Genomic DNA, 20,958 nt, shown 5'->3' on the forward strand with positions numbered 1-20,958 from the left:
CCGGCACCCCTCGGCACCGGCGCTGCGCCGCCGGCCCGGCAGGGGTGTGGACGTGGGACTACGGGGCTCGCCACCCTACCCAACGGGTACGACAGAAACGTCGGGGCCGGTCCATGGCGGACCGGCCCCGACCGGGCGGGGGGCGGAGGTCAGGCCGGGACGGTCCACTTCTGGTTGCCGGCGCCGGTGCAGCTCCAGATCTGCAGCGGGGTGCCGTCGGCGGAGTTGTTGCCGGTCACGTCCAGACACTTGCCGGCCTGCGGGTTGACCAGGTCACGACCGGCGGTGTACGTCCACTGTTGCGCGGGCGTGCCGTTGCAGGTCCACAACTGCACCCGGGAACCGTCGGCGGTGGAGCCGCCGCTGACGTCGAGGCACTTGCCCAGCGCCCGTACGGTGCCGTCGCCGGGACGGGTCCAGCGCTGCGCGTCGGTGCCGTTGCAGCCGTACAACTGCACGGTGGTGCCGTCGGCGGTGCCGGCGGCGGCGACGTCGACGCACTTGCCGGCCAGGCCGGTGATCGGCCCGCCGGCCGGCGGGTTCGGGCCGCCCGGTGTACCGGACCAGGTGAACGTGGCCGAGGTCCGGGTGGGCAGGGTGTAGACGAAGGACTGGTTGCCCCAGTTGACCCGCATCGACTGGCTGCCGCCGGTGGTGTTGTGGACGATCAGCGCCTTGGACCCGTCCGGGTTCTTCCAGGCGACGTTCTTGACCGAGCCGTTGGCGGTGGACGCGATGCGTACCGCGCCGGGTTTCACGAACTTGGTCAGGTGGCCCATCGTGTAGTACTCGACGGTCTTGTCGACCTGGCCGTGCCGGCTGCCGCCGCGCTGCACGGTGACCAGGCCGGTGCAGACGTTACAGCCGGCACCGACGTACGGCAGCATGTTCTGGTCCAGCGCCAGGCTCCACTTCACCCACGACCGGCTCCAGTTGCGGGTGTAGTCGATCAGGTTGTGCATGTCCTGGGCGTGCTGGTCGCCGACCCAGGTGCCGCCGGAGTGCTCGGTCATGTACTGGTTGACCGCCGGGTACTGGTTGCGGATGGTGCTCTGCAGGTTGACGTCGCCGCCGTACCCGTGCCAGGCGATGCCGCCGAAGAGCGGGTCGCCCCGCAGCGCGGCGTCGGCCAGCGGCACCGAGCCGAGGTCGTCGTAGTTGCCCCAGTTGTAGTCGAGGATCAACACCTTGGTGGTGATGCCGGCGGCCCGGAAGGCGGGCAGCAGGTGGTTCTTGGTGAACTCCAGCAGCCCGGAGCCGTTCCAGTTCATCGAGGCGTAGCCGGTGGCGTCGGTGCCGCAGCAGGTCGGCTCGTTCTGCACCGACACGTAGTCGATCTTCAGCCCCTGGGCCTGGTTCTGCTGGATGTATTTCACGAAATACTGCGCATAGGTCGGATAATACTCCCATTTAAGCCAGCCCCGGTTCGTGAACCGGTTGTTGTCCTTCATCCAGGCCGGCGCGCTCCAGGGTGCGCCCTTGACCTTCAGTGCCGGGTTCAGGGCGCGCGCCTGCCTGGTCAGCGGCACCACGTCGGCGAGGTCGTGGCCGATGCTGAAGTCGCCGAGGTCGCAGCAGGTGTCGTCGTACGAGTAGTTGAACCGGGCCAGGTCGGAGGCGCCCATCGGGTTGCGTACGAACGCCAGGCCGATGCCGTCGACCGGGTGGAACAGGTCGCGCATGACCCGGTCCCGGGTCGTCGCGCTGACGGTGTTGCTGCTGCCCAGCAGCCAGGCGGCGCTGTCGGTGAACGACGCGCCACCGCCCTCGAAGCTCTGGTAGGTGGTGTTCTCGTCGACGGTGACGGTGTGGGTGGCGCTGCCGGCGCCCGCCGAGAACGCGGTCGGGGTCTGCGGTTGCAGGCCCCGGGTGACGACCCGGCCGCCGGCGTCGGAGGTGGTGGTCAGCCAGACGTCGACCCGCTCGTTGGCGGCGTGGGCGGGTGGGCTGGCCGCCAGGGCGAGGCTGGTGGCGGCCAGGCAGGTGGCGAGTGCGGTGGCCGCGGCGGCCCGGCGGCGGGTGGTGCGCCGGCCGGTACGGACGGTGACGGGTGGTGGGGTCCCGGTCGATGGCACGGGGATCTCCCCCTTCCTGAGAAGGGCTTTCGGTGGGTGGGCGTTGCCGCACCTGTGTTTGGTCACGCACGGTGACCTTCGGGCCCCGGGGTGGTGGGCGAGACATCGACGCTGATATGAGGTAACACCAGGATCTAACTGTTAGCAAGGTTTGCTATACATTTAGTTTCGTTATCCGTGCGTTATTGACGTGGTGCGCGTCACTCCGGTTGACTCGGCCCGGAACCGGTTTCGAAACCGGTTCCGCATCCGCGGTTAACCGCCGTGACACACGAGGGGGTGTCGTGCGTATCACCATCGCCGATGTCGCCGCGCGAGCCGGGGTCAGCAAGACCACCGTCTCGCGGGTGCTCAACGGCCGTGGTGAACTCGACGACGACACCGCCGCCCGGGTACGCGCCGTGATCGAGGAGCTGGGCTACGTGCCCAGCGCCCGCGGCGTCGGCCTGGCCCGGGGCCGTACCCGCATCGTCGGCATGCTGGTCCCCTCGCTGATCTGGCCGTGGATCGGCGAGGTCGTCCAGGGCGCCGTCGACGTGGTCGAGAGCGGCGGCTACGGCCTGCTGCTCTTCACCTGCAACCGGGGTGCCCAGTCGATGCGCCAGTTCGCCGCCCAGGTGTCGGCGAAGTCGTTCGACGGGCTGCTGGTCATCGAGCCCGAGGGCACCCTCGACTACATCACCCAACTGCCCGGACGTGGGCTGCCGGTCGTGCTCATCGACGACCGGGGCAGCCGGCGGGTCTTCCCGTCGGTCGCCACCACCAACCTGGCCGGGGGTGCCGCCGCCGCCGGGCACCTGCTCGGGATCGGCCGCACCCGGCCGCTCGTGGTGACCGGCAGCCGGCGGTTCGGCTGCACCCGCGACCGGCTGGCCGGCTTCGTCGAGACGTACGCGGCGAACGGCCACCCGCTACCCCCCGAACTCGTCGTCGAGGGTGACTTCACCCTCGAATGCGGCAGCCGCGCGGTCCAGCGGCTGCTCGAGGGCGGCGTGCACTTCGACGCCGTCTTCGCCCACAACGACCTGTCCGCTGGCGGCGCCATCCGCGCCGTCCGCGAGGCGGGCCGGTCGGTGCCCGGCGACGTCGCCGTCGTCGGGTTCGACGACGTGCCGTACGCGCAGCACACCGACCCGCCGCTGACCACCGTGCACCAGCCGATGCGCGAGATGGGCGAGGCGGCCGCCCGGATGCTCATCGACCACTTCGCGGGCACGCCCCTGCCGGAGACCCCGCAGGTGCTGCCCACCACGCTGATCGTCCGCGGCTCGACCGTACCCACCACTCCCGTCCCGAACCCGCCCGGCCAGACCGGGCCCGCCGTTCCGGCGACCCCCGCAGTTCCCGTCTGACAAAACCCCGGCACACCCTGCCGGGGTTTAGCTGTACCCGATCGTGAGAGCGCTCTACGAGCCATCTCCAGCACACATATCACCCACACCACACCACAACCGCACCACCCGACCATCAGGAGGAACCAGATGCGCGCCAAGCGTTTGGCGGCGGCGGCCGTCGCGGGTCTCACCGCGATGAGCCTGCTGGCCGCCTGCAGCGGCGAGTCGCCCAACAGCAACAACAACCGGGCCGGCTCGACCACCGTGCTCAAGGTGGGCATGCCCAACGGCCCGCAGACCGAGAACCACAACCCGTTCCTCGGCTCGTCGTCGGGCGCCTCGCTCGGCTACCGCTGGCAGATCTACGAGCCGCTGGTGATGACCAACGCGATCCGCCCCGCCGACCCCGCCAAGCCGTGGCTGGCCACCAAGTGGGAATGGACCGACGGCTACAAGGCGGTCGCGCTGACCATCCGCGACGGCGTCACCTGGTCCGACGGCAAGCCGTTCAGCGCCGAGGACGTCGCGTTCACCTTCGAGCTGATCAAGAAGCACGAGGGGCTCAACGGCGCCGCCGTGCCGTACGGCGACATCACCGTCGCCGGCAACGTGGTCAACATGACGTTCGGCTCCCCGCAGTTCGTCAACCAGGCCAAGATCCTCAACTCCATCCCGATGGTGCCCAAGCACATCTGGTCGGGCATCGCCGACCCGACCACCGACATCAACAAGAACCCGGTCGGCACCGGCCCGTTCACCCTGAAGTCGTTCACCCCGCAGACCACCACGCTGGTGGCCCGGGACGGCTACTGGCAGGACCCGCCGGCGGTCAAGGAACTGCGCTACACGTCGTACACCGACAACAACGCGCAGACCACCGCCCTGGCCAACGGCGAGGCCGAGTGGAGCTTCGTCTTCATCCCCAACTACAAGGCCGTCTACGTCGACAAGAACCCCGAGCACAACAAGGTCTGGCCGGCCTCGGTGCTCGGCATCCACGGCCTCTACATCAACACCACCAAGAAGCCGTTCGACAACCCGGCGCTGCGCCGGGCGATGAACATGGTCATCAACCGCAACGACATCTTCGTGCAGGCCGAGGCGGCGTACTTCCACCCCGAGGTGACCTCGGTGACCGGCATCCCGACCCCGGCCGGTGAGTCGTTCATCGCGCCGGAGTTCAAGGGCCAACTGCACAAGGTCGACGTCGAGGGCGCCAAGCGCGAGCTGACCGCCGCCGGCTTCACCTTCGACGGCAACACCCTGAAGGACCCGACCGGCAAGCCGGTCACGCTGACCCTGACCGACCCCGCCGGCTGGTCCGACTACATCACCAGCCTCGAGATCGTGAAGGACAACCTGTCCCAGATCGGCATCACCGCCACCGTCGACAAGGCCAACCAGGACGCCTGGTTCCAGGCCGTCGAGGAGGGCAACTTCGACGCCACCTTCCGGTGGACCAACGGCGGCACCACGCCGTACGACATCTACCAGACCATCATGGACGGTGCCCTGCTCAAGCCGATCGGGACCCCGGCGGCGGGCAACTTCGGCCGGTTCGACAGCCCGGAGGCGACCGCGGCGCTGGCCGCCTTCGCCAACGCCGCCGACGACGCGGCCCGCACCACCGCGATGAACACCCTCCAGAAGATCTTCGTCGAGCAGATGCCGATGATCCCGGTCGGCGCCGACAACGCCGGTGGCGCGTACGTGACGACGAACTGGGTGGGCTGGCCGGACGACGCCAACCCGTACGCCCCGGCGCAGCCGACCCAGCCGAACGCGGTCGACGTCGTGCTCAACCTCAAGCCCGCCAACGCCTGATCCGACCTGTTGACCCCTCCCGGGCGGCGCCACGGTGCCGCCCGGGAGGCCCCAGGCGGCGACAGGCCCGACCCGGCACAGGAGCCTCGGCACGATGACCACAACCAGCGTCCCGACGCCCGCGGCGGCCCCGACCACCGAGGTGGTCCTGGAAGCCGAGGGCCTCACCAAGCACTTTCCGGTCCGGCGGGGGGTCCGCGACCTCTTCCGCCCGGCACTGCACGTGCACGCCGTCGACGACGTGCACATCACCCTGCGGCGCGGCCGGGTGACCGCCCTGGTCGGCGAGTCCGGCTCGGGCAAGTCGACCGTCGCCCGGCTGCTGGCCCAACTCTTCCGGCGTACGGCCGGCGACATCCGGCTGCGCGGCGAGTCGGTCACCGTACGCGGCGGCCGCCGGTTCCGGGCCTACTGCCGCCAGGTGCAGATGATCTTCCAGGATCCGTTCGCCTCGCTGAACCCGGTCCACACGGTCCGCTACCACCTCACCCGGGCGCTGCGCATCCACGGCCGGGCCGGGAAGACCGCCGCCGACCTCGAGGCCAACCTGCACGACCTGCTCGGCCGGGTGCAACTCACCCCGCCCGAGCGCTATCTCGACAAGTTCCCGCACGAACTCTCCGGCGGGCAGCGGCAACGGGTCGCGATCGCCCGCGCCCTCGGCGCCGACCCGCAGGTGCTGCTCGCCGACGAGCCGGTGTCCATGCTGGACGTCTCGATCCGGCTCGGCGTGCTCAACCTGCTGCGCGACCTGAAGGAACGGCTCAACCTCGGCATCCTCTACATCACCCACGACATCGCCTCGGCCCGCTACTTCGCCGACGAGACCCTGGTCATGTACGCCGGCCGGATGGTCGAGGGCGGCGACAGCGAGACGGTCACCCAGCGGCCGGCACACCCGTACACCCGGCTGTTGATCGAGTCGGCGCCCGATCCCGACCGGTTGCAGGGCGACGCGCACGAACTGGCCGAGACCACCCCGGTCGACCGGGCCGGCGGCGAGCCGCCGAGCCTGATCCGGCCGCCGGCCGGCTGCCGGTTCAACCCCCGGTGCGTGCATGTGATGCCGAAGTGCCGCACCGACCTGCCGCCCCGCTTCGACCTGGCCGACGGCACCGCGCACTGGGCCGCCTGCTGGCTCTACGAGAACGGCGCACCGGCGACGGACGTCGCGCCCGGGTCCGCGGACGACGGGGACGCCGCACCGGCGGCCGGCACCGACAACGGCCGGGTGGTGAAGCCGTGAGGTTCCTGCTGCAACGCGTCGCGTTCTACCTCTTCACCGCGTGGGCGGCGATCACCCTCAACTTCTTCATCCCCCGGATGATCCCCGGTGACCCGGTCCGCTCGCTGATCGCCCGCTACCAGGGCCAGCTCAGCACCGAGGCGATGGCCTCCCTCTACGTCCTGTTCGGCCTCGACGAGGACAAGAGCCTCTGGCAGCAGTACGTCGAGTACTGGGGCCAGCTCTTCCGCGGCGACCTCGGCATGTCGTTCACGTTCTTCCCGGCCCCGGTCTCCCAGGTGCTCTCCGACAGCCTGCCGTGGACCCTGGCCCTGGTCGGCATCACCACCATCATCAGCTTCTTCGTCGGCACCTCGCTCGGCGTGCTGGCCGGCTGGCGGCGCGGGTCGTGGGCCGACGGGCTGCTGCCGGTGACCACCTTCCTCTCGTCGATCCCGTACTTCTGGCTTGGCCTGATCGCGATCGCCCTGCTCGCCGGGCCGGGCAGCTTCTTCCCGTCGTCCGGCGGCTACGCGCCCGGCCTGGTGCCGGCCTGGGACCAGTACTTCATCCCCAGCGCCATCCAGCACAGCCTGCTGCCGGCGCTGACCATCCTGGTCTCGTCGGTCTCCGGCTGGATCCTCAGCATGCGCAACATGATGGTCACCGTCGCGGCGGAGGACTACATCACCGTCGCGCACGCCAAGGGCCTGTCCGAGCGGCGGGTCGCGGTCAGCTACGCCGCCCGCAACGCGCTGCTGCCCAACGTCTCCGGCTTCGCCCTGTCGCTGGGCTTCATCGTCGGCGGCACCCTCCTGGTCGAGATCGTCTTCTCCTACCCGGGCCTGGGGTTCCAGCTCTTCCAGGCGGTCGGTGCCAAGGACTACCCGCTGATGCAGGGCATCTTCCTGATCATCACGATCTCCGTGCTGGTCGCGAACCTGCTGGCCGACCTCGCCTACCTCGCACTCGACCCGCGTACCCGCAAGGAGGGCTGACCGGTGTCCATGCCCGCCACCACGATGACCGGTACGGTCACCGGCGACGGCGCGCCCGCCGCGCCCGCCCAGGCCGCCCCGAAACGGCGCCGGCTGCGGTTCGTCGCCAACCCCAAGGCGGCCACCGGCCTGGTCGTCCTCGGCTTCTTCCTGCTGCTGGCGGTCATCGGGCCGTGGATCGCCCCGTACGACCCGTCGGCGCGCGGCTCCGACCTGGTCGCGCCGCCGTCGGCGGAGCACTGGTTCGGCACCACCCACCTGGGGCAGGACATCTTCAGCCAGGTGCTGGTCGGCACCCGGGGCGTCATCTTCGTCGGCTTCCTCGCCGGCCTGGTCGCCACCGTGCTGTCGGTGCTCGTCGGGGTCACCGCCGGGTTCCTCGGCGGCGCCGCCGACGAGAGCCTCTCGGCGCTGTCCAACGTGTTCCTGGTGATCCCCGCCCTGCCCCTGATCATCATCGTGGCCTCCACCATTCCGGGCGCCGGCGACCTGATGGTCGCCCTGGTCATCGGCGCCACCTCGTGGGCCTGGGGAGCCCGGGTGCTGCGTGCGCAGACCCTGTCGCTGCGCCGGCGCGACTACGTCGAGGCGGCCCGGGCCACCGGCGAGAGCACCTGGCGGATCATCATCTTCGAGATCCTGCCGAACCTGACCGCGATCATCGCCTCCGGCTTCGTCGGCACGGTGATCTTCGCGGTGATGACCGAGATCACGCTGGCGTTCATCGGCATCTCCACGGTGTCGGAGTGGAACTGGGGCACGATCCTGTTCTGGGCCCAGTCCCAGCAGGCCCTGGCCCAGGGTGCCTGGTGGTGGTTCGTCCCGGCCGGCCTGGCCATCGCCCTGCTCGGCACCGCCCTGTCACTGGTCAACTTCGGCATCGACGAGTTCGTCAGCCCCCGGCTGCGCAGCAGCGGCAAGACCAGTGTCAAGACCGCGGACGGCCGCACCGTGCGGATGCGGGTCGGGTTCACCCCGGTCCTGCGCACCGCGCCCCCGCCACCGGCGCCCCGCGGCGCCGACGTGCTCTCCAGCGAAAGGGTCGGCCAGCGATGACCACGCCCGTACTCGAAATCAAGCACCTCGACGTCGACTACGGCCTCGGCGACCAGGCGGTACGCGCCGTACGCGACGTCAGCCTGACCCTGCACCGCGGCGAGGTGCTGGGCCTGGCGGGGGAGAGCGGCAGCGGCAAGTCGACGCTGGCGTACGGCCTGACCCGGCTGCTGCCGCCGCCCGGCGTCGTCAGCGGCGGATCGGTGGTCTACCACCCGCCCGGCGGCGCCGAACCCTTCGACGTGATGGCCCTGACCCCGGCCGAACTGCGCCGGTTCCGCTGGGCGGAGACGTCGATCGTGTTCCAGGGGGCGATGAACTCCCTCAACCCGGTCCACAAGGTCGCCACCCAGCTCCTCGACGTGATCAAGGCGCACGAGCCGCGACTGAGCCCGGCCGCCCGGCTCGACCGGGCCCGCGAACTGCTCCGGCTCGTCGGCATCTCCGCCGACCGGCTGGACAGCTATCCGCACCAGCTCTCCGGCGGCATGCGCCAGCGGGTCATGATCGGCATGGCGCTGGCCCTCGAACCGCAGATCGTCATCATGGACGAGCCGACCACCGCGCTCGACGTGGTGATGCAGCGGCAGATCCTCGGCCAGCTCGTCGAACTGCGCGAACGGCTCGGCTTCGCGGTGCTGTTCATCACCCACGACCTGTCGCTGCTGGTCGAGTTCTCCGACCGGATCGCCATCATGTACGGCGGGCGCATCGTCGAGGAGGCACCCGCCGCCACCCTCTACCGTGACTCGCTGCACCCCTACAGCGAGGGGCTGCTGCGCTCGTTCCCGGCGCTGCGCGGACCGCGCCGCGAACTGTCCGGCATCCCCGGCTCACCACCGGACCTGCGGGCGATGCCGACCGGCTGCGCCTTCCACCCACGCTGCCCCAAGGCGTTCGACCCGTGCGTCGAGAAGATCCCGGTGCTCGGCCCGCCGCCGGACCGGGCCGGACCGGCCCGCACCGTCGCCTGCTGGCTGCACCCGGCCGCACCGACCGGCTGACGGCCGGCCACCCGCTTCCCGTACCCACCGACCCGGTACCCGTCCGTCGACCGGGTACCCATCCATCGAACCGATCAGGAGCAGCATGGACACGACCGCCACGACACTCGATCCCGGCCACGTGGAAAGCGGTCAGACCGACCCGATCGACACCCTGCCACCGAACTTCCGGTGGGGGGTGGCCACCTCGTCGTACCAGATCGAGGGCGCGGTGGCCGAGGACGGCCGCACGCCGTCGATCTGGGACACGTTCTGCCGGGTACCCGGTGCGATCGACGGCGCCGACAACGGTGACGTCGCCTGCGACCACTACCACCGGATGCCGCAGGACGTCGCGCTGATGCGCGAACTCGACGTCGACACGTACCGGTTCTCGGTGGCCTGGCCACGGGTGCAGCCGGGCGGGCGCGGCCCGGTCAACCCGGCCGGCCTGGCCTTCTACGACCGGCTCGTCGACGAACTGCTCGGTCAGGGCATCGACCCGTGGATCACCCTCTACCACTGGGACCTGCCGCAGGAACTCCAGGACGCCGGCGGCTGGCCGGCCCGGGACACCGCGTACCGGTTCGCCGACTACTCGATGCTTGTCTTCGACCACCTGAAGGACCGGGTACGGACCTGGACCACGCTGAACGAGCCGTGGTGCTCGGCGATGCTCGGCTACGCGTACGGCAACCACGCGCCCGGCATCAAGGACTTCCCGGCGAGCATGGCGGCCGTGCACCACCTGCTGCTCGGCCACGGCCTGGCGACCCAGCGGATGCGGGCGGCGGCGTCCGGCCCGGTCGACCTCGGCATCACGCTCAACATGGGCTCGTCCAGCCCGGCCACCGACACCGAACTCGACCGGGAGGCGGCCCGGCGCGCCGACGGCCTCGGCGTCCGGATCTACCTCGACCCGCTGCGGTACGGCCGCTACCCGGCCGACGTGGTCGAGGACCTGGCCGCCCAGGGGATCACCATCCCGGTCCGCGACGGCGACCTGGAGATCATCTCCACGCCGTTCGACGTGCTCGGCGTCAACCACTACTTCAGCTCGGCGTTCTCCGGCGTCGACGAGGACGGCAACACCACCGACGCCGACGGCAACCCGGTGGTGCGGGAGGTGTCGACCGGCCGGCCGCGTACCGCGATGGGCTGGGAGATCGTGCCCGAGGGCTTCACCGAGCTGCTGGTGCGGCTCGGCCGCGACTACCCCGACCTGCCGATGGTGGTGACCGAGAACGGTTCGGCGTTCGACGACGAGCCCGACGAGAACGGGTTCGTCCGCGACGACGAGCGCACCGCCTACTTCGTCTCGCACATCGGCGCGGTCGCGCGGGCCCGCCAGCAGGGCGCCGACGTACGCGGCTACTTCGCCTGGTCGCTGCTCGACAACTTCGAGTGGGCGTACGGCTACGCGAAGCGGTTCGGGATCGTCCGGGTCGACTACGACACCCAGGTGCGTACGCCCAAGCGCAGCGCCCTGTGGTACCGCGACACGATCCGGCGGGTCCGCGGCAACCGGGCCTGAGCCGCCGGGCCACCCCGGACGCGCCGGCGTCCCGGGGCGGCCCGGTACGCCGGTCGGTGGCCGTCCGGGCGGCCACCGACCGGCGCCTGCCGCCGCCCGGCCGAAGGCACCCGGCCGGGCGGCCAGGCGTCAGATCCGGTACGGGTTCACCGACTGCGCGCCCATCAAAAACCAGGCGGTGGCGCCGACGTGCTGCCGCTGGAAGTACGCGAACCCGAACCCGGTGTCGAAGGCGCTGGTCGCCGAGACGATCCCGGACCGGGCGGGCAGCCGCCGGCCGGTCCAGGTGCCGCCGGCCGCCGGGTCGGACAGCCGGCCGCCGTTGGGGTCGTCGGTCAGCCCGACGGTCTGCCCGCCGCCGAGCCGCTCCTGCGCGACCACCGTCTGGCGCAGGTGGTGCACCGCCCGGGTCCGGTCGTCCGGGCCGCGCCGGGGCCGGTCGCCGCGCTCCAGCAGGGCGGCGGCGAGGTGGCCGTTGCCCTCCAGCCACACCGCGTCGCGGTTGTTGGGCCGGTCGCCGCCGGGCACCGTGCCGGTGAGGACCTTCGACAGGTCGCTGAACGTGACCCCGGAGACGGGCCGGCCGGGTGGCATCTCCGAGTTCGGGCCGGCGGCGTCGGTGACGGCCAGCTCCCGCGCGGTCCAGTCCAGCCCGCGGGCGTGGGTCCGCTCGCGCAGCGCCAGATAGCCCCACGTGTTCGGGTCCTCCGGCCGGACCGCCCGGTTGATCTCGTCCGGGTCGTCGGCGGGACCCGCGCCCTGCGTACCGGTCCAGAAGTGCCCGTCGACCGGGTTCCACATCGACCGGACGAAGTCGCCGGCCACCTTGGCGTGCCGGTGCCAGGCCCGGTCGCCGGTGTAGCGGACCAGCAACGTGAACAGTGCGTACGCGTCGATGTTGTGCTCGGTGGAGCACCAGCGCTGGTGGGTGACGCCGTCGCCCTGCACGCCGCCGTGGTAGCCGCCGTACCGGTAGGGCGAGACGGTGTTGTCCACCACCCAGCGGGCGGCGGCGACCGCGCCGTCGAGATACTTGCGCACCCGGGTGTGGGCGTAGACGTGGGTCAGCGCGAGCGCGGCCCACGACACGTCGCCGACCGAGGAGCCACTGAAGCCGTACGGCCACAGGAACGCCGCCTTGCCGTCGGCGCGGACGAGTCCGGGGAACTCCGGCGAGCCGCCGTAGAACAGCATCGGCCCGGCCGCGTACGCCTGCCGCAGCCGACCGTCGGCGTACGCCTCGTCGTTGCCCTGGGCGAAGAGCAGCGCGTCGCCGATGATCCGGGCCCGGCGTACGTTGTCGCGGGTCGGGCGGGCCAGGTAGGCGATCACGGCGAGCGCGTTGTCGTAGATGAACGCGGTCGTCATGAGCTGCGACTCGTTGTTGTAGCTCTGGAGCAGGCGCGGGGTGTCGCCACGCTGGTAGGCGTCCTGCACGAAGTCGAGGTAGTGGTAGGCGCGCTCGACCGGGGCCTCGAGATGGCGGTCGACGACCCGGCCGGGGCGCGGCCGGTCGTGGCCGCCGCCGGCCAGGGCGCTGCCGGGCGTCGCGACCTGGACGCCGGTGGCGGCGACGGTCGCGGCGGTCGCGGACAGGGCGAGGACGTGCCGGCGGCGCAGCGCGGGCCGGGGGAGCGGGGCGGGCTGGTCGGTTGGCATGGACACACTCCGCGTGGATGTCGGTGGTGGGGGAACCAGCGGATCTGAGAGCGCTCTCTCAGTCGGGTCGACCAATTGAAACGCACGGGTCATCCCGGCGCAATACAACGTGCCGCCGGACGGGAGGGGCGGGCGCCGCCGGGCCGGGCCGCGGGGCGGCGCCGCTGTTGATCTGAGCGTCGGCCACCTTGTCGACGCCGCGTAAGGTGGCTGACGCTCAGGTCAACTCACGTACGGCCGCCGCGCGTCCGGCCACGGGCCCGTGTCGCGGGTGGGGCGGTCTCCTCGTGTCGGCGTTGCCGCCCGCCGCCGGGCGGCGTCGACCGTCCTCTTTCGACTGTCCTCTCTCGGCCGGCGGAACGCCTACCCGACGCGGTTGCCGTCCTCCAGGTAGGCCGTGCCGCCGCCCACCGCGGCCAGCGCAGCCGCGGCCCGCCGGGCCAGCAGCGGCGAGAGTCGCTGTCGCGCCTCGGCCGGAGTCGACCAGGCCCAGCTGCGCAACTCGTCGGCCGGCAGGCGGATCTCCGCCTCGCTGGCGGGGGCGAGTACGCCACGTCGTAGACGAACATGACGCCCTCGGTGCGGCCGGCCTGCGCCGGGACCCAGTCGACCACCAACAGCCCGCCGGGCGTCAGCGACAGGCCGAGTTCTTCGTTCAGCTCCCGCATCGCGGCCGCGTACGGCGACTCGTCGGCTTCGACGCATCCGCCCGGCAACTCCCAGTCGTCCTTGTACCGGGGTTCCACCAACAGGATCCGGCCTCTGACGTCGCGAAACAGCACGGCCGCGGCCATCCGCTTACGCGGCAGCGTCGCGGTGCAGTCGCCAGACGCTGTCGCGGTGTCGTCGTCGGACGCTGTCGTCACGCCAGGAGGCTACCGTGGACGCGCCGCCACCGACGGGCTGGAGGTGGCCGGCCCAGCGATCCTCGCGGCCGGCGGCCGTTCCCGCGCCCCAGGCGTCGATCACGGAGGAATCGTGGCGTTCCGCGCCCGGCTTGCGAACATCATCCCCTTAATCGTGCGGGCGCTGCGGGCGCTGCGGGCGTGGCAGGGCGGGCGTCGCCGGGCCTCGCCGCAGGGCGCGGGTGGGTGCCGCTGTTGATCCGAGCGTCAGCCACCTTATCGGCGCCGCGTAGGGTGCCTGGCGCTCAGATCAACTCACGTGCGGCTGCCGAGCGCCACCGACGCGGCCAGCGCCACCTGCCGGTGTGCGGTGGCGACCTCCCGGGGCCGGAACGCCGCGTCGCCGACGATCTCGATGGCGGCGACGACCGCCCGGTCCCGCCCCAGCACCGGCATCGCGACCGTGACCAGGCCGAGCCGCTGTTCCTGGCTGGCCGTCGCGGCGCCGGTACGCCGTACCGCCGTCAGTTCGTCGCCGAGCCGGGCCGGGTCGACGACGGTGAACGAGGTCAACCGCGGCAGCGGGCGTTGACGGGGGACCCGGCCCGCCGTGTACGCCAGCAGCACCTTGCCCGCCGCCGTGCTGTGCGCCGGACCGTGGTCGCCGGCACCGCGCACCGCCGCCGCGTGCCGGGCGCCGTACACGGTCTCCAGGTAGACGCACTCGTCGCCATGTAACACACCGAGCCGTACGGCGTGGTCGGTGCGCTCGTAGAGGTCGACCAGGAACGGCATGAGGACGCGGCGCAGGTCGTCGTGCTGGCCGACGATCAGGTTCGCCAGCTCACGCATCCGGCGGCCGACCTCGTAGCCGGTGGGCCCGTGCGCGACCAGGTCGTGCGCCACCAGCATGCGCAGGACGCGGTGCGCGGTGGTCTTCGGCAGCCCGGTGTCGGTGACCAGCCGGGTCAGGCTGCGTGGGCCGCCGCTGGCCAGCAGCTCCAGCAGGCGTACGGCGCGACCGACGGCGCCCGTCGGCGGCCCACCGTCAGGGCCGGGTGGCTCGGGCCGCATCCCGACCTCCTGGGGTGGGCCCGATGCCCACGGCTGACTCAACGTACACCGATCGACTGCGGTCAGCTACGGATCGTCACCAAACGGGGGACGGTCGGCCCGGTGGTTCCGGGCCGTGGAACGGGGTGGGCCGGCGCGGCCGGGCGGCGGCGCATGCTCGGCGGCGGCACCGCCCTCGCTGCCCGGAAGGAGCGATCATGCCATCCACCACCGCCCGCCTGTTCACCGTCGCCACCCTGCTGCTCGCCGGGGTCGCCGTACCCGTGGCTCCCGCCGGGGCCGCGCCCGCCGATGTCGTGCCGCCGGCCGGCGCGGCGCCGACGCGCGGCGGTGCCGACTGCCCGCCGGCCGCATCCGCCCTCGCCTTCAGCGACGCCCTGGACAAGACGACGTTCGCCGGCGTACCGGTCACCGAACTGTCCGCGTTCGCCCCGGACGTGCGTACCCTCGGGTTCGTCACGGTCTCCGACGACGACCCTCGGCTGTTCTTCGTCCGCGACCCGCTGGACCCGCGGGTGAGCGCCACGGTGCCGCTGCGCCGCCCGGACGGCACCCGCTACGACGGCGACACCTTCGACGGTGAGGGCGTCGCCGTCCTGCCCGACGGCCGCCTCCTGGTCAGTTCCGAGGTCGAACCGTCGATCCGGCTCTTCGGGCGGGACGGGGTCGAGCGCGGCGCGCTGCCGGTGCCGGCCCGGTTCCGGGTCGCGCCAGCCGGTGAGGCCCGCGTCAACGGCACCCTGGAGAGCCTGTCGATCTCGCCGTCCGGCCGCCACGTCTACGCCGCGATGGAGGCGCCGCTGTCCGGTGACGCGCCCGCGTCCGGCGAGTCGCTGATCCGCCGGATGCTGGTCTACCGGAAGGCCGGCGCGGGTTATGCGCTGGACCGCCAGCTCGGGTACGCCGCCGACCCCGGGCACCGGATCTCCGAGGTCGCCGCGTACGGCGACGGCCGCCTGCTGGTCCTGGAGATCCAGTTCACCCCCGGTGTCGGCAACGACGTCAGGCTGTACGCCGTCACCGGCGTGAACAGCGCGCCCGACGTCTCCGGCATCGCCAACCTGTCCACCGCGCCACCCGGCACGCTGGTCACCAAGCGGCTCGTCGCCGACCTGACCGCCTGCCCCACCCTGGGCGCGACCACTCCGGGCAGCCAGGTCAACCCGCTGATGGACAACTACGAGGGGATGGCGGCCCTCGCCCCGCTCGGCCGCGGCCCGGCCGTGGTGCACCTGATCAGCGACGACAACGGCTCACCGACCCAGGTCACCCGGGTGCTCACGCTCGCCGCGACGTTGCCCTGAACCGGGCCCCGGGCCGTCCGGCGCTCCCACCCCGTCCCGCCGGACGGCCCGGCGGTCCGCCCGTTCAGGGCGGCCCGGCCGGGTCACGGGCGTCGAGCGCCGCGCGGACGGCGGCGAGGTGACCGTCGTACCGCCCTTCGGCGAGGCCGGCGAGCAGCGACCGCAGCGCGCGGTCGGCGGGTCCGGCCGCCAGCGGGTCGGTGCCCTCCAGGCCGGGGGTGGCGTCGACGGCCGCGGCGACCGCGTCGACGATCTCCTGTACGCCCGGTTCGGCCTCGCGGTGGGCGCGGGTGGTGACGTAGACGCCGTGCGTCAGGTAGGTGTCCGCCCCGGTGACCAGCGGCACCCAGGCGAACCGGTCGGCGTCGGGGCCGGCCGAGTAGTTCCCCGCCTTGAACGGCAGCGCGATGTCCGAGGGCAGCACGACGGTGCCCAGCCCGTCCCAGCCCATCTTGACCAGCACCCCGGTCACCTGTGACGGCTTGACCACCCGTAGCCGCAGCCCCCGGTCGGCCAGGCCGCTCTCCGCGAAGCTGGTGTCGAGGATGTCGCGGGACCGGAAGCCCGGTGGCGGCAGCAGCAGTTCGTGTTCGGCGAGCCGGTGCAACTCGAGGTGGCCGTCGCCGACCCGCTCCACCGGCACCATCGCCTCCAGCCGCGCGGTGTAGAGCAGGTTGGTCTGCAGACCCTTGCGGCGCCGGTCGCTGGCCCGCCGCTCCGGCGGCGGCCCGAGCACCAGGTCGTAGACCCGCCGCCGGACGTTGTCGAGCACCCGCTCCTCGAAGCGCCCGCCGGCCCGGTCGAGTTCGTCGAGGGTGTGCGGTACGACGAGGTCGCGGTCGCGCAGCGCGACCATCACCTTGGTGACCAGTTGGGTGTGGTGGGGCAGGAACGCCAGCAGCCGCTGCTGGCCGGTCGCCGCGCCCCGCAGCCGTTCGGCGGCGTCGAGCAGGTTCAGGATCTGCCCGAAGATGTCCCGGGCCTGCTCACCGGCGGGGGTGGGGACGTACGCGCCGCGGGCGCCGGCGACCTGGGTGACCAGGGTCCCGGGTCCGCCGCCGAACGCCTGTTCGAGGTCGTCGACGAGGTCGCGGATGTGCTGGTCGGTGGCGCCGAACTGTTCGGCGGTGCTGCGGTAGCGACCGCGCCGCACCAGCGCGTCGAAGACCCGCAGGTGCTTGATACGCAGGCGGTCGAACCGCCGGTCGGGGGACACCCGGGCAAGGGTAGCCCTCCGGCCCGCGCCGTATGCCAACAGATCGTTGGCCGAACTCGCGTTCCGAAGGCATCAGGGGGTGGTTTCGTTTGCTCGGCCGGGCCCCGGTCACTCAGGGTGGAGAACGTGTTCTGGACGCCCCGCACCGCCCTCGGCCGCCTGCACGACGCCTGCCTCGACGTCGACGCGGCCACCGTGGCCGCCGACGAGGTCCGCGCCGCCCTGACGATCGACGACCCGCGCCGCCCGCAGACCCCCGTGGTGGTCCCGATGACCGAGGAGGAGGCGCAGGTCCTGGCCCGTACCTGGCAAGAGCTGGCCGACCTCGCCGCCGACCTGGCCGGACGGGCGGCCCGGGTCGCCGACGCGTGCGCCGCCACGGCAGCCCACCGGTCCCGCTGACCCGGCCCCGGCCGGTGCCGGGCGCCGCTCAGCCGCCCTGCCGGATCCGGTCGACCAGCTCGCCGACCTCGGTCCGGATGCGGGCCAGCTGCGTCAGGTAGGTCCAGTAGTCCGGGTGTGGCACGTCCAGCTTGCCGACCATCGTCTGGAGCAGCGCCGACCGGCTGTCGAGTTGTCGCGCGCTGTCGCCGGGCGGCCCGCCCGGCAGCCCGAGCACGAACCGCTGCGCGTCGCGGATCACCCGCCGGGTCCGTTCCGACTCGGCCCGCGGGTCGTCGCGTACGGCCCGCAGCGCGGCCAGCCGCTCGCCCGGCGCGTCGACGGTCTCGGTGACCCGCTCCAGGTGGCCCCGGGCCCGGGTGACCGCGTCCCAGGCCGCCTCCCACTCGCCGGCGGTCACCCGCCGCTCCGCGTCGCCGACCGCGGCGACCGCCGCGTCGAGTTCGGTGTGTGCCGCCTTGGCGCCCCCGGTCAGGTCGGTCCAGCAGGCCGCCACGAACTCGCGGCGCAGGTCCGACATCCGCTCGTCGAGCTGCCCGATCCGGTAGCGCAGCCCGTCGACCCGGGTGCGCAGGCTGCCCAGTGCCTTCGGCGTGCGCTCGGGCAGCGTACGCGCCTCGTCGGCCAGCCGGCGGGCCTGCTCGGCCTGGCGGCGGGCCTCGGCGACCGCGGCGCGTATGCCGACCGTGGCGCGCCCGACGGCGGCCTCGGAGATCTGGTGGTACGCCTCCCGGGCACGGGCGAGCTGCTGCTGCGCGCCGGTGGTGTCGCGGCCGGCGGCCCGGGTCGCCTCGATCGCGGCGGTCGCCGCGGCCAGCGCGTCCCGGGCGTCGCCGGCCTGCTCCTCGGCGGCGGTGATCGCGGCGGCGGCGTGCGCCATCCGGGTCCGGCACCACTGCGCGAACCGCGTCAGCGCCGCGCGGGCGGCGTCGAGGTCGGCCCGGGACCGCTCCAGGGCGGCGGTCGCCGGCGGGGGCGCGTCGGGCGCGTTCAGCGCCAGGTAGGCGGCGATGGCCCGCTGGCACTGCCCGGCGGCGGCGTCGTACGACCGCCGGGCGGCCGGGACGTCGGCCGGCGCGAGCACGCCGAGCAGCAGGTCGAAGTCGGCGGCGACGGAGGTCTGCTCGGAGTCGAGGGTGAGGAACGCGTCGGCGGCCCGGGCGGCGGCCTGCTCCGCCTGCCGGGCCTCCTCGGCCCGCTGTCGTCGACGGTTGCTCCACACAGTGTGCAATGGTGCCCGATCGGCGCACCCGGTGCGCAACGCGTGGCCCACATCCGATGATCGTCCGGACCCGGCCGGCACCCGAAGCGGTGGACGACCCGTGGCGGCATTTGTGTAACGTTCAGTCACGTTCGCAGAATCATCGCGTGTGTGGGAGGGCTCTTCGTGGGTGTAACTCTGTCCAAGGGTGGAAATGTCAGCCTGACCAAGGAGGCGCCGGGCCTCACCGCCGTCAACGTGGGTCTCGGCTGGGACGTGCGGACCACGACCGGCACCGACTACGACCTGGACGCCAGCGCCCTGCTCTGCGGGGACGCCGGCAAGGTCCTTTCCGACCAGCACTTCGTTTTCTACAACAACCTGACCTCGCCCGACGGCAGCGTGGAGCACACCGGTGACAACCTCACCGGTGAGGGCGACGGCGACGACGAGACGATCAAGGTGAACCTGGCCGGCGTGCCGGCCGAGGTGACCCGGATCGTCTTCCCGGTCTCGATCCACGACGCGCAGGCCCGTAACCAGTCCTTCGGCCAGATCGAGAACGCCTTCATCCGGGTGGTCAACCAGGCCGACAACCGGGAGCTGGCGCGGTTCGACCTGTCCGAGGACTACTCGACCGAGACGGCAATGGTGTTCGGCGAGCTCTACCGCCGGGGCGCCGAGTGGAAGTTCCGGGCGATCGGCCAGGGGTACGCCTCCGGCCTGCACGGCATCGCGACCGACTACGGCGTCAACGTCTGACGGTGTGATCGATGGGCGCGGGAGGGGCCGACCGGCTCCTCCCGCGCCCTTCGTGTCGCTGCGGCCCAGGTCGGTCCGCTTTGTCGGACGGCACCGCTACAGTGTGGCCCGACAACGCGGATGATCAAGGAGATTCCCCGTGCGAGCATTCGAACCGGGCGGTGGCACCACGACGGTCCCGCGGACCGCCCGCGCCGACGCGCCGGTGCCGGTCCAGACCGGACGGTCGCAGCCGCCCGCGCCGGCGGCCCGCGTCGACGAGGACCGGTTCGAGCTACCGCCCGCGTGGCGGCGCACCATCATCCCGCGCCGCGGCGGCGCGGCCGGCCCGCCCGTGCACGCCGGCCCGGCCTCCGTCGCCGCCGCCGACGAGTTCCTCGCCCCGCTGCGCCCCGGCATCGACACACTGCTCGCCGACCCGCACACCGATCCGCGGATCGCCGCCGCCGCCCGCGCCCACCTGACCGGTGAGCCGACCGCGGCCGGCGCCGCCGCGGTCGCCGCCGCCGCCAGCCACGCCTACGGCTGGGGCAACATCGACCGGATGCGGGCGCTGGCCGACGGCTGGGTCGCCGCCCACGGCGTGGTGTTCGCCGCCTCCGCCGTCGTCGAACTCAGTGGACTCGTGGTCGACCACGGGCCGTACCCGCCGCGCGGCGGCCGGGTCCGGATCGGCCGGCACACCGACCTGTCGGCGACCGGCTGGAGCCACCACGCGCACTGGCTCGCCGTCGCCGCCCGTACCCGGGCCCATCTGGCCGCCGCCGCCGGCGCCGACCACGCGGCCGCCGTCGACGCGCTCGCCGCCCTGCGCGCCGGCTCGGCCCGGCAACGGGTCGCGATCTGCTTCCTGCTGCCCACCCAGACCGCCTGGGTCGACCAGGAGTGCGCCGCGCTGCCGGCGACCAGCGACTACGCCGTGGGCGGCCTGCTGTGGTGCGCGGTCGGGTCGCTGCCGCAGCTCGACCTGATCGCCGAACACGTGCGGACCTGGTGGGTGATCCAGCACCAGAGCCTGGTCACCACCGCCGTCGACGGCATCGGGCCGGCGATCGCGCCGCGGCTGGCCGACTGGTTCGACCGTGACTACGCCGACGCCGACGCCCGGCAGCGGCTCCTGGACGCGCTCGCCGTCCTGCCGACCGACGAGGCGCTGCGGCTCCAGCTCGACCGTCTCGACCAGCCCCGGGTGGCGGCGTCGGTGCAGGCGACCGCCCGCCGCTTCCCGGTCCGGGCCGTACGGCTGCTCGCCGAGGCGGCCGGCGGTCCGACGGCGGGCGCCCGGACCGCCGCCGAGCTGCTGCGCGCGCACGTGCTCGCCCACCCGGCGGCCACCGCCGCCGCCCTGCCGGCCCTGTCCGCCGACGCCCGTCGCCGGGTCGCCGCGATCCAGGACGCCGGCACCGACCCACGCAAGGAGATGCCATGAGCGAGCGCGGCGAGGGGGCGGCGTGAGCGGGCGGAGC

Annotated in this window: 17 protein-coding genes and 1 pseudogene; 11 read left to right on the forward strand and 7 right to left on the reverse strand. The window is 72.7% G+C overall.

Annotated features, from left to right (window positions below; all coding sequences use genetic code 11):
* Positions 1-149 precede the first annotated feature (149 nt).
* Positions 150-2,075 carry a lectin gene (locus AB0M79_RS29595; protein WP_364219895.1) on the reverse strand — a complete coding sequence of 642 codons (1,926 nt, stop codon included), beginning with the start codon at positions 2,073-2,075 and terminating at the stop codon, positions 150-152.
* 284 nt (positions 2,076-2,359) lie between these two features.
* On the opposite strand from AB0M79_RS29595, the gene AB0M79_RS29600 reads away from it, so the two are divergent.
* The 7 genes from AB0M79_RS29600 to AB0M79_RS29630 all read left to right on the forward strand — a co-directional run bounded on the left by AB0M79_RS29600 (position 2,360) and on the right by AB0M79_RS29630 (position 11,029).
* Positions 2,360-3,427, forward strand: coding sequence for a LacI family DNA-binding transcriptional regulator (locus AB0M79_RS29600; protein WP_357540241.1), 1,068 nt, complete (start codon positions 2,360-2,362; stop codon positions 3,425-3,427).
* A 129-nt stretch (positions 3,428-3,556) separates the two neighbouring features.
* The gene (locus AB0M79_RS29605; protein WP_364219898.1) at positions 3,557-5,233 is read left to right on the forward strand and encodes an ABC transporter substrate-binding protein; all 1,677 of its coding nucleotides are present in this window, start codon (positions 3,557-3,559) and stop codon (positions 5,231-5,233) included.
* A gap of 94 nt (positions 5,234-5,327) precedes the next feature.
* Positions 5,328-6,479, forward strand: coding sequence for an ABC transporter ATP-binding protein (locus tag AB0M79_RS29610; RefSeq protein WP_364219901.1), 1,152 nt, complete (start codon positions 5,328-5,330; stop codon positions 6,477-6,479).
* Positions 6,476-7,456 carry an ABC transporter permease gene (locus AB0M79_RS29615; protein WP_364219904.1) on the forward strand — a complete coding sequence of 327 codons (981 nt, stop codon included), beginning with the start codon at positions 6,476-6,478 and terminating at the stop codon, positions 7,454-7,456. The genes AB0M79_RS29610 and AB0M79_RS29615 overlap by 4 nt, the downstream gene beginning before the upstream one ends.
* 3 nt (positions 7,457-7,459) lie before the next feature.
* A complete protein-coding gene (locus AB0M79_RS29620; protein ID WP_364219907.1) occupies positions 7,460-8,512 on the forward strand; it encodes an ABC transporter permease in 1,053 nt (350 codons plus the stop codon).
* Positions 8,509-9,516 carry an ABC transporter ATP-binding protein gene (locus tag AB0M79_RS29625; protein ID WP_364219910.1) on the forward strand — a complete coding sequence of 336 codons (1,008 nt, stop codon included), beginning with the start codon at positions 8,509-8,511 and terminating at the stop codon, positions 9,514-9,516. Before AB0M79_RS29620 ends, AB0M79_RS29625 begins: the two co-directional genes overlap by 4 nt.
* An 85-nt stretch (positions 9,517-9,601) precedes the next feature.
* A complete protein-coding gene (locus AB0M79_RS29630) occupies positions 9,602-11,029 on the forward strand; it encodes a GH1 family beta-glucosidase (RefSeq protein WP_364219913.1) in 1,428 nt (475 codons plus the stop codon).
* 129 nt (positions 11,030-11,158) lie between these two features.
* On the opposite strand, the gene AB0M79_RS29635 is transcribed toward AB0M79_RS29630, so the two are convergent.
* From AB0M79_RS29635 to AB0M79_RS29650, 4 genes and pseudogenes are all read right to left on the reverse strand, one after another.
* The gene (locus AB0M79_RS29635; protein ID WP_364219916.1) at positions 11,159-12,688 is read right to left on the reverse strand and encodes a hypothetical protein; all 1,530 of its coding nucleotides are present in this window, start codon (positions 12,686-12,688) and stop codon (positions 11,159-11,161) included.
* A gap of 363 nt (positions 12,689-13,051) precedes the next feature.
* Positions 13,052-13,189: a hypothetical protein gene (locus AB0M79_RS29640; RefSeq protein ID WP_364220055.1), complete on the reverse strand. Its 138-nt coding sequence runs from the start codon at positions 13,187-13,189 to the stop codon at positions 13,052-13,054.
* 185 nt (positions 13,190-13,374) lie between these two features.
* Positions 13,375-13,482: pseudogene (locus AB0M79_RS29645) on the reverse strand (NUDIX hydrolase); the annotation flags it as partial.
* A gap of 366 nt (positions 13,483-13,848) precedes the next feature.
* Positions 13,849-14,607 (reverse strand): IclR family transcriptional regulator, encoded by a 759-nt coding sequence (locus tag AB0M79_RS29650; protein WP_364219919.1) that lies wholly within the window; start codon positions 14,605-14,607, stop codon positions 13,849-13,851.
* Between the two features lie 197 nt (positions 14,608-14,804).
* On the opposite strand from AB0M79_RS29650, the gene AB0M79_RS29655 reads away from it, so the two are divergent.
* Positions 14,805-15,911 carry an esterase-like activity of phytase family protein gene (locus AB0M79_RS29655; protein WP_364219921.1) on the forward strand — a complete coding sequence of 369 codons (1,107 nt, stop codon included), beginning with the start codon at positions 14,805-14,807 and terminating at the stop codon, positions 15,909-15,911.
* Between the two features lie 64 nt (positions 15,912-15,975).
* On the opposite strand, the gene AB0M79_RS29660 is transcribed toward AB0M79_RS29655, so the two are convergent.
* Positions 15,976-17,127, reverse strand: a complete 1,152-nt coding sequence (locus AB0M79_RS29660) for a LysR substrate-binding domain-containing protein (RefSeq protein WP_364219924.1) — start codon at positions 17,125-17,127, stop codon at positions 15,976-15,978.
* 126 nt (positions 17,128-17,253) lie between these two features.
* Here AB0M79_RS29660 and AB0M79_RS29665 point away from each other — a divergent pair, with 126 nt between their 5' ends.
* Positions 17,254-17,529, forward strand: coding sequence for a hypothetical protein (locus AB0M79_RS29665; protein WP_357540265.1), 276 nt, complete (start codon positions 17,254-17,256; stop codon positions 17,527-17,529).
* Between the two features lie 28 nt (positions 17,530-17,557).
* On the opposite strand, the gene AB0M79_RS29670 is transcribed toward AB0M79_RS29665, so the two are convergent.
* Positions 17,558-18,751, reverse strand: coding sequence for a hypothetical protein (locus AB0M79_RS29670; RefSeq protein WP_364219927.1), 1,194 nt, complete (start codon positions 18,749-18,751; stop codon positions 17,558-17,560).
* Between the two features lie 165 nt (positions 18,752-18,916).
* Between AB0M79_RS29670 and AB0M79_RS29675 the strand changes: the two genes are divergently transcribed.
* Complete coding sequence (locus AB0M79_RS29675) at positions 18,917-19,492, forward strand: TerD family protein (RefSeq protein WP_357540269.1); 576 nt, start codon at positions 18,917-18,919, stop codon at positions 19,490-19,492.
* A gap of 139 nt (positions 19,493-19,631) precedes the next feature.
* Complete coding sequence (locus AB0M79_RS29680; protein ID WP_364219930.1) at positions 19,632-20,921, forward strand: hypothetical protein; 1,290 nt, start codon at positions 19,632-19,634, stop codon at positions 20,919-20,921.
* Positions 20,922-20,958: the final 37 nt, after the last annotated feature.

The sequence above is a fragment of the Polymorphospora sp. NPDC051019 genome (assembly GCF_040683055.1).
In the GTDB taxonomy this organism is placed as follows: Bacteria; Actinomycetota; Actinomycetes; order Mycobacteriales; family Micromonosporaceae; genus Polymorphospora; species Polymorphospora lycopeni.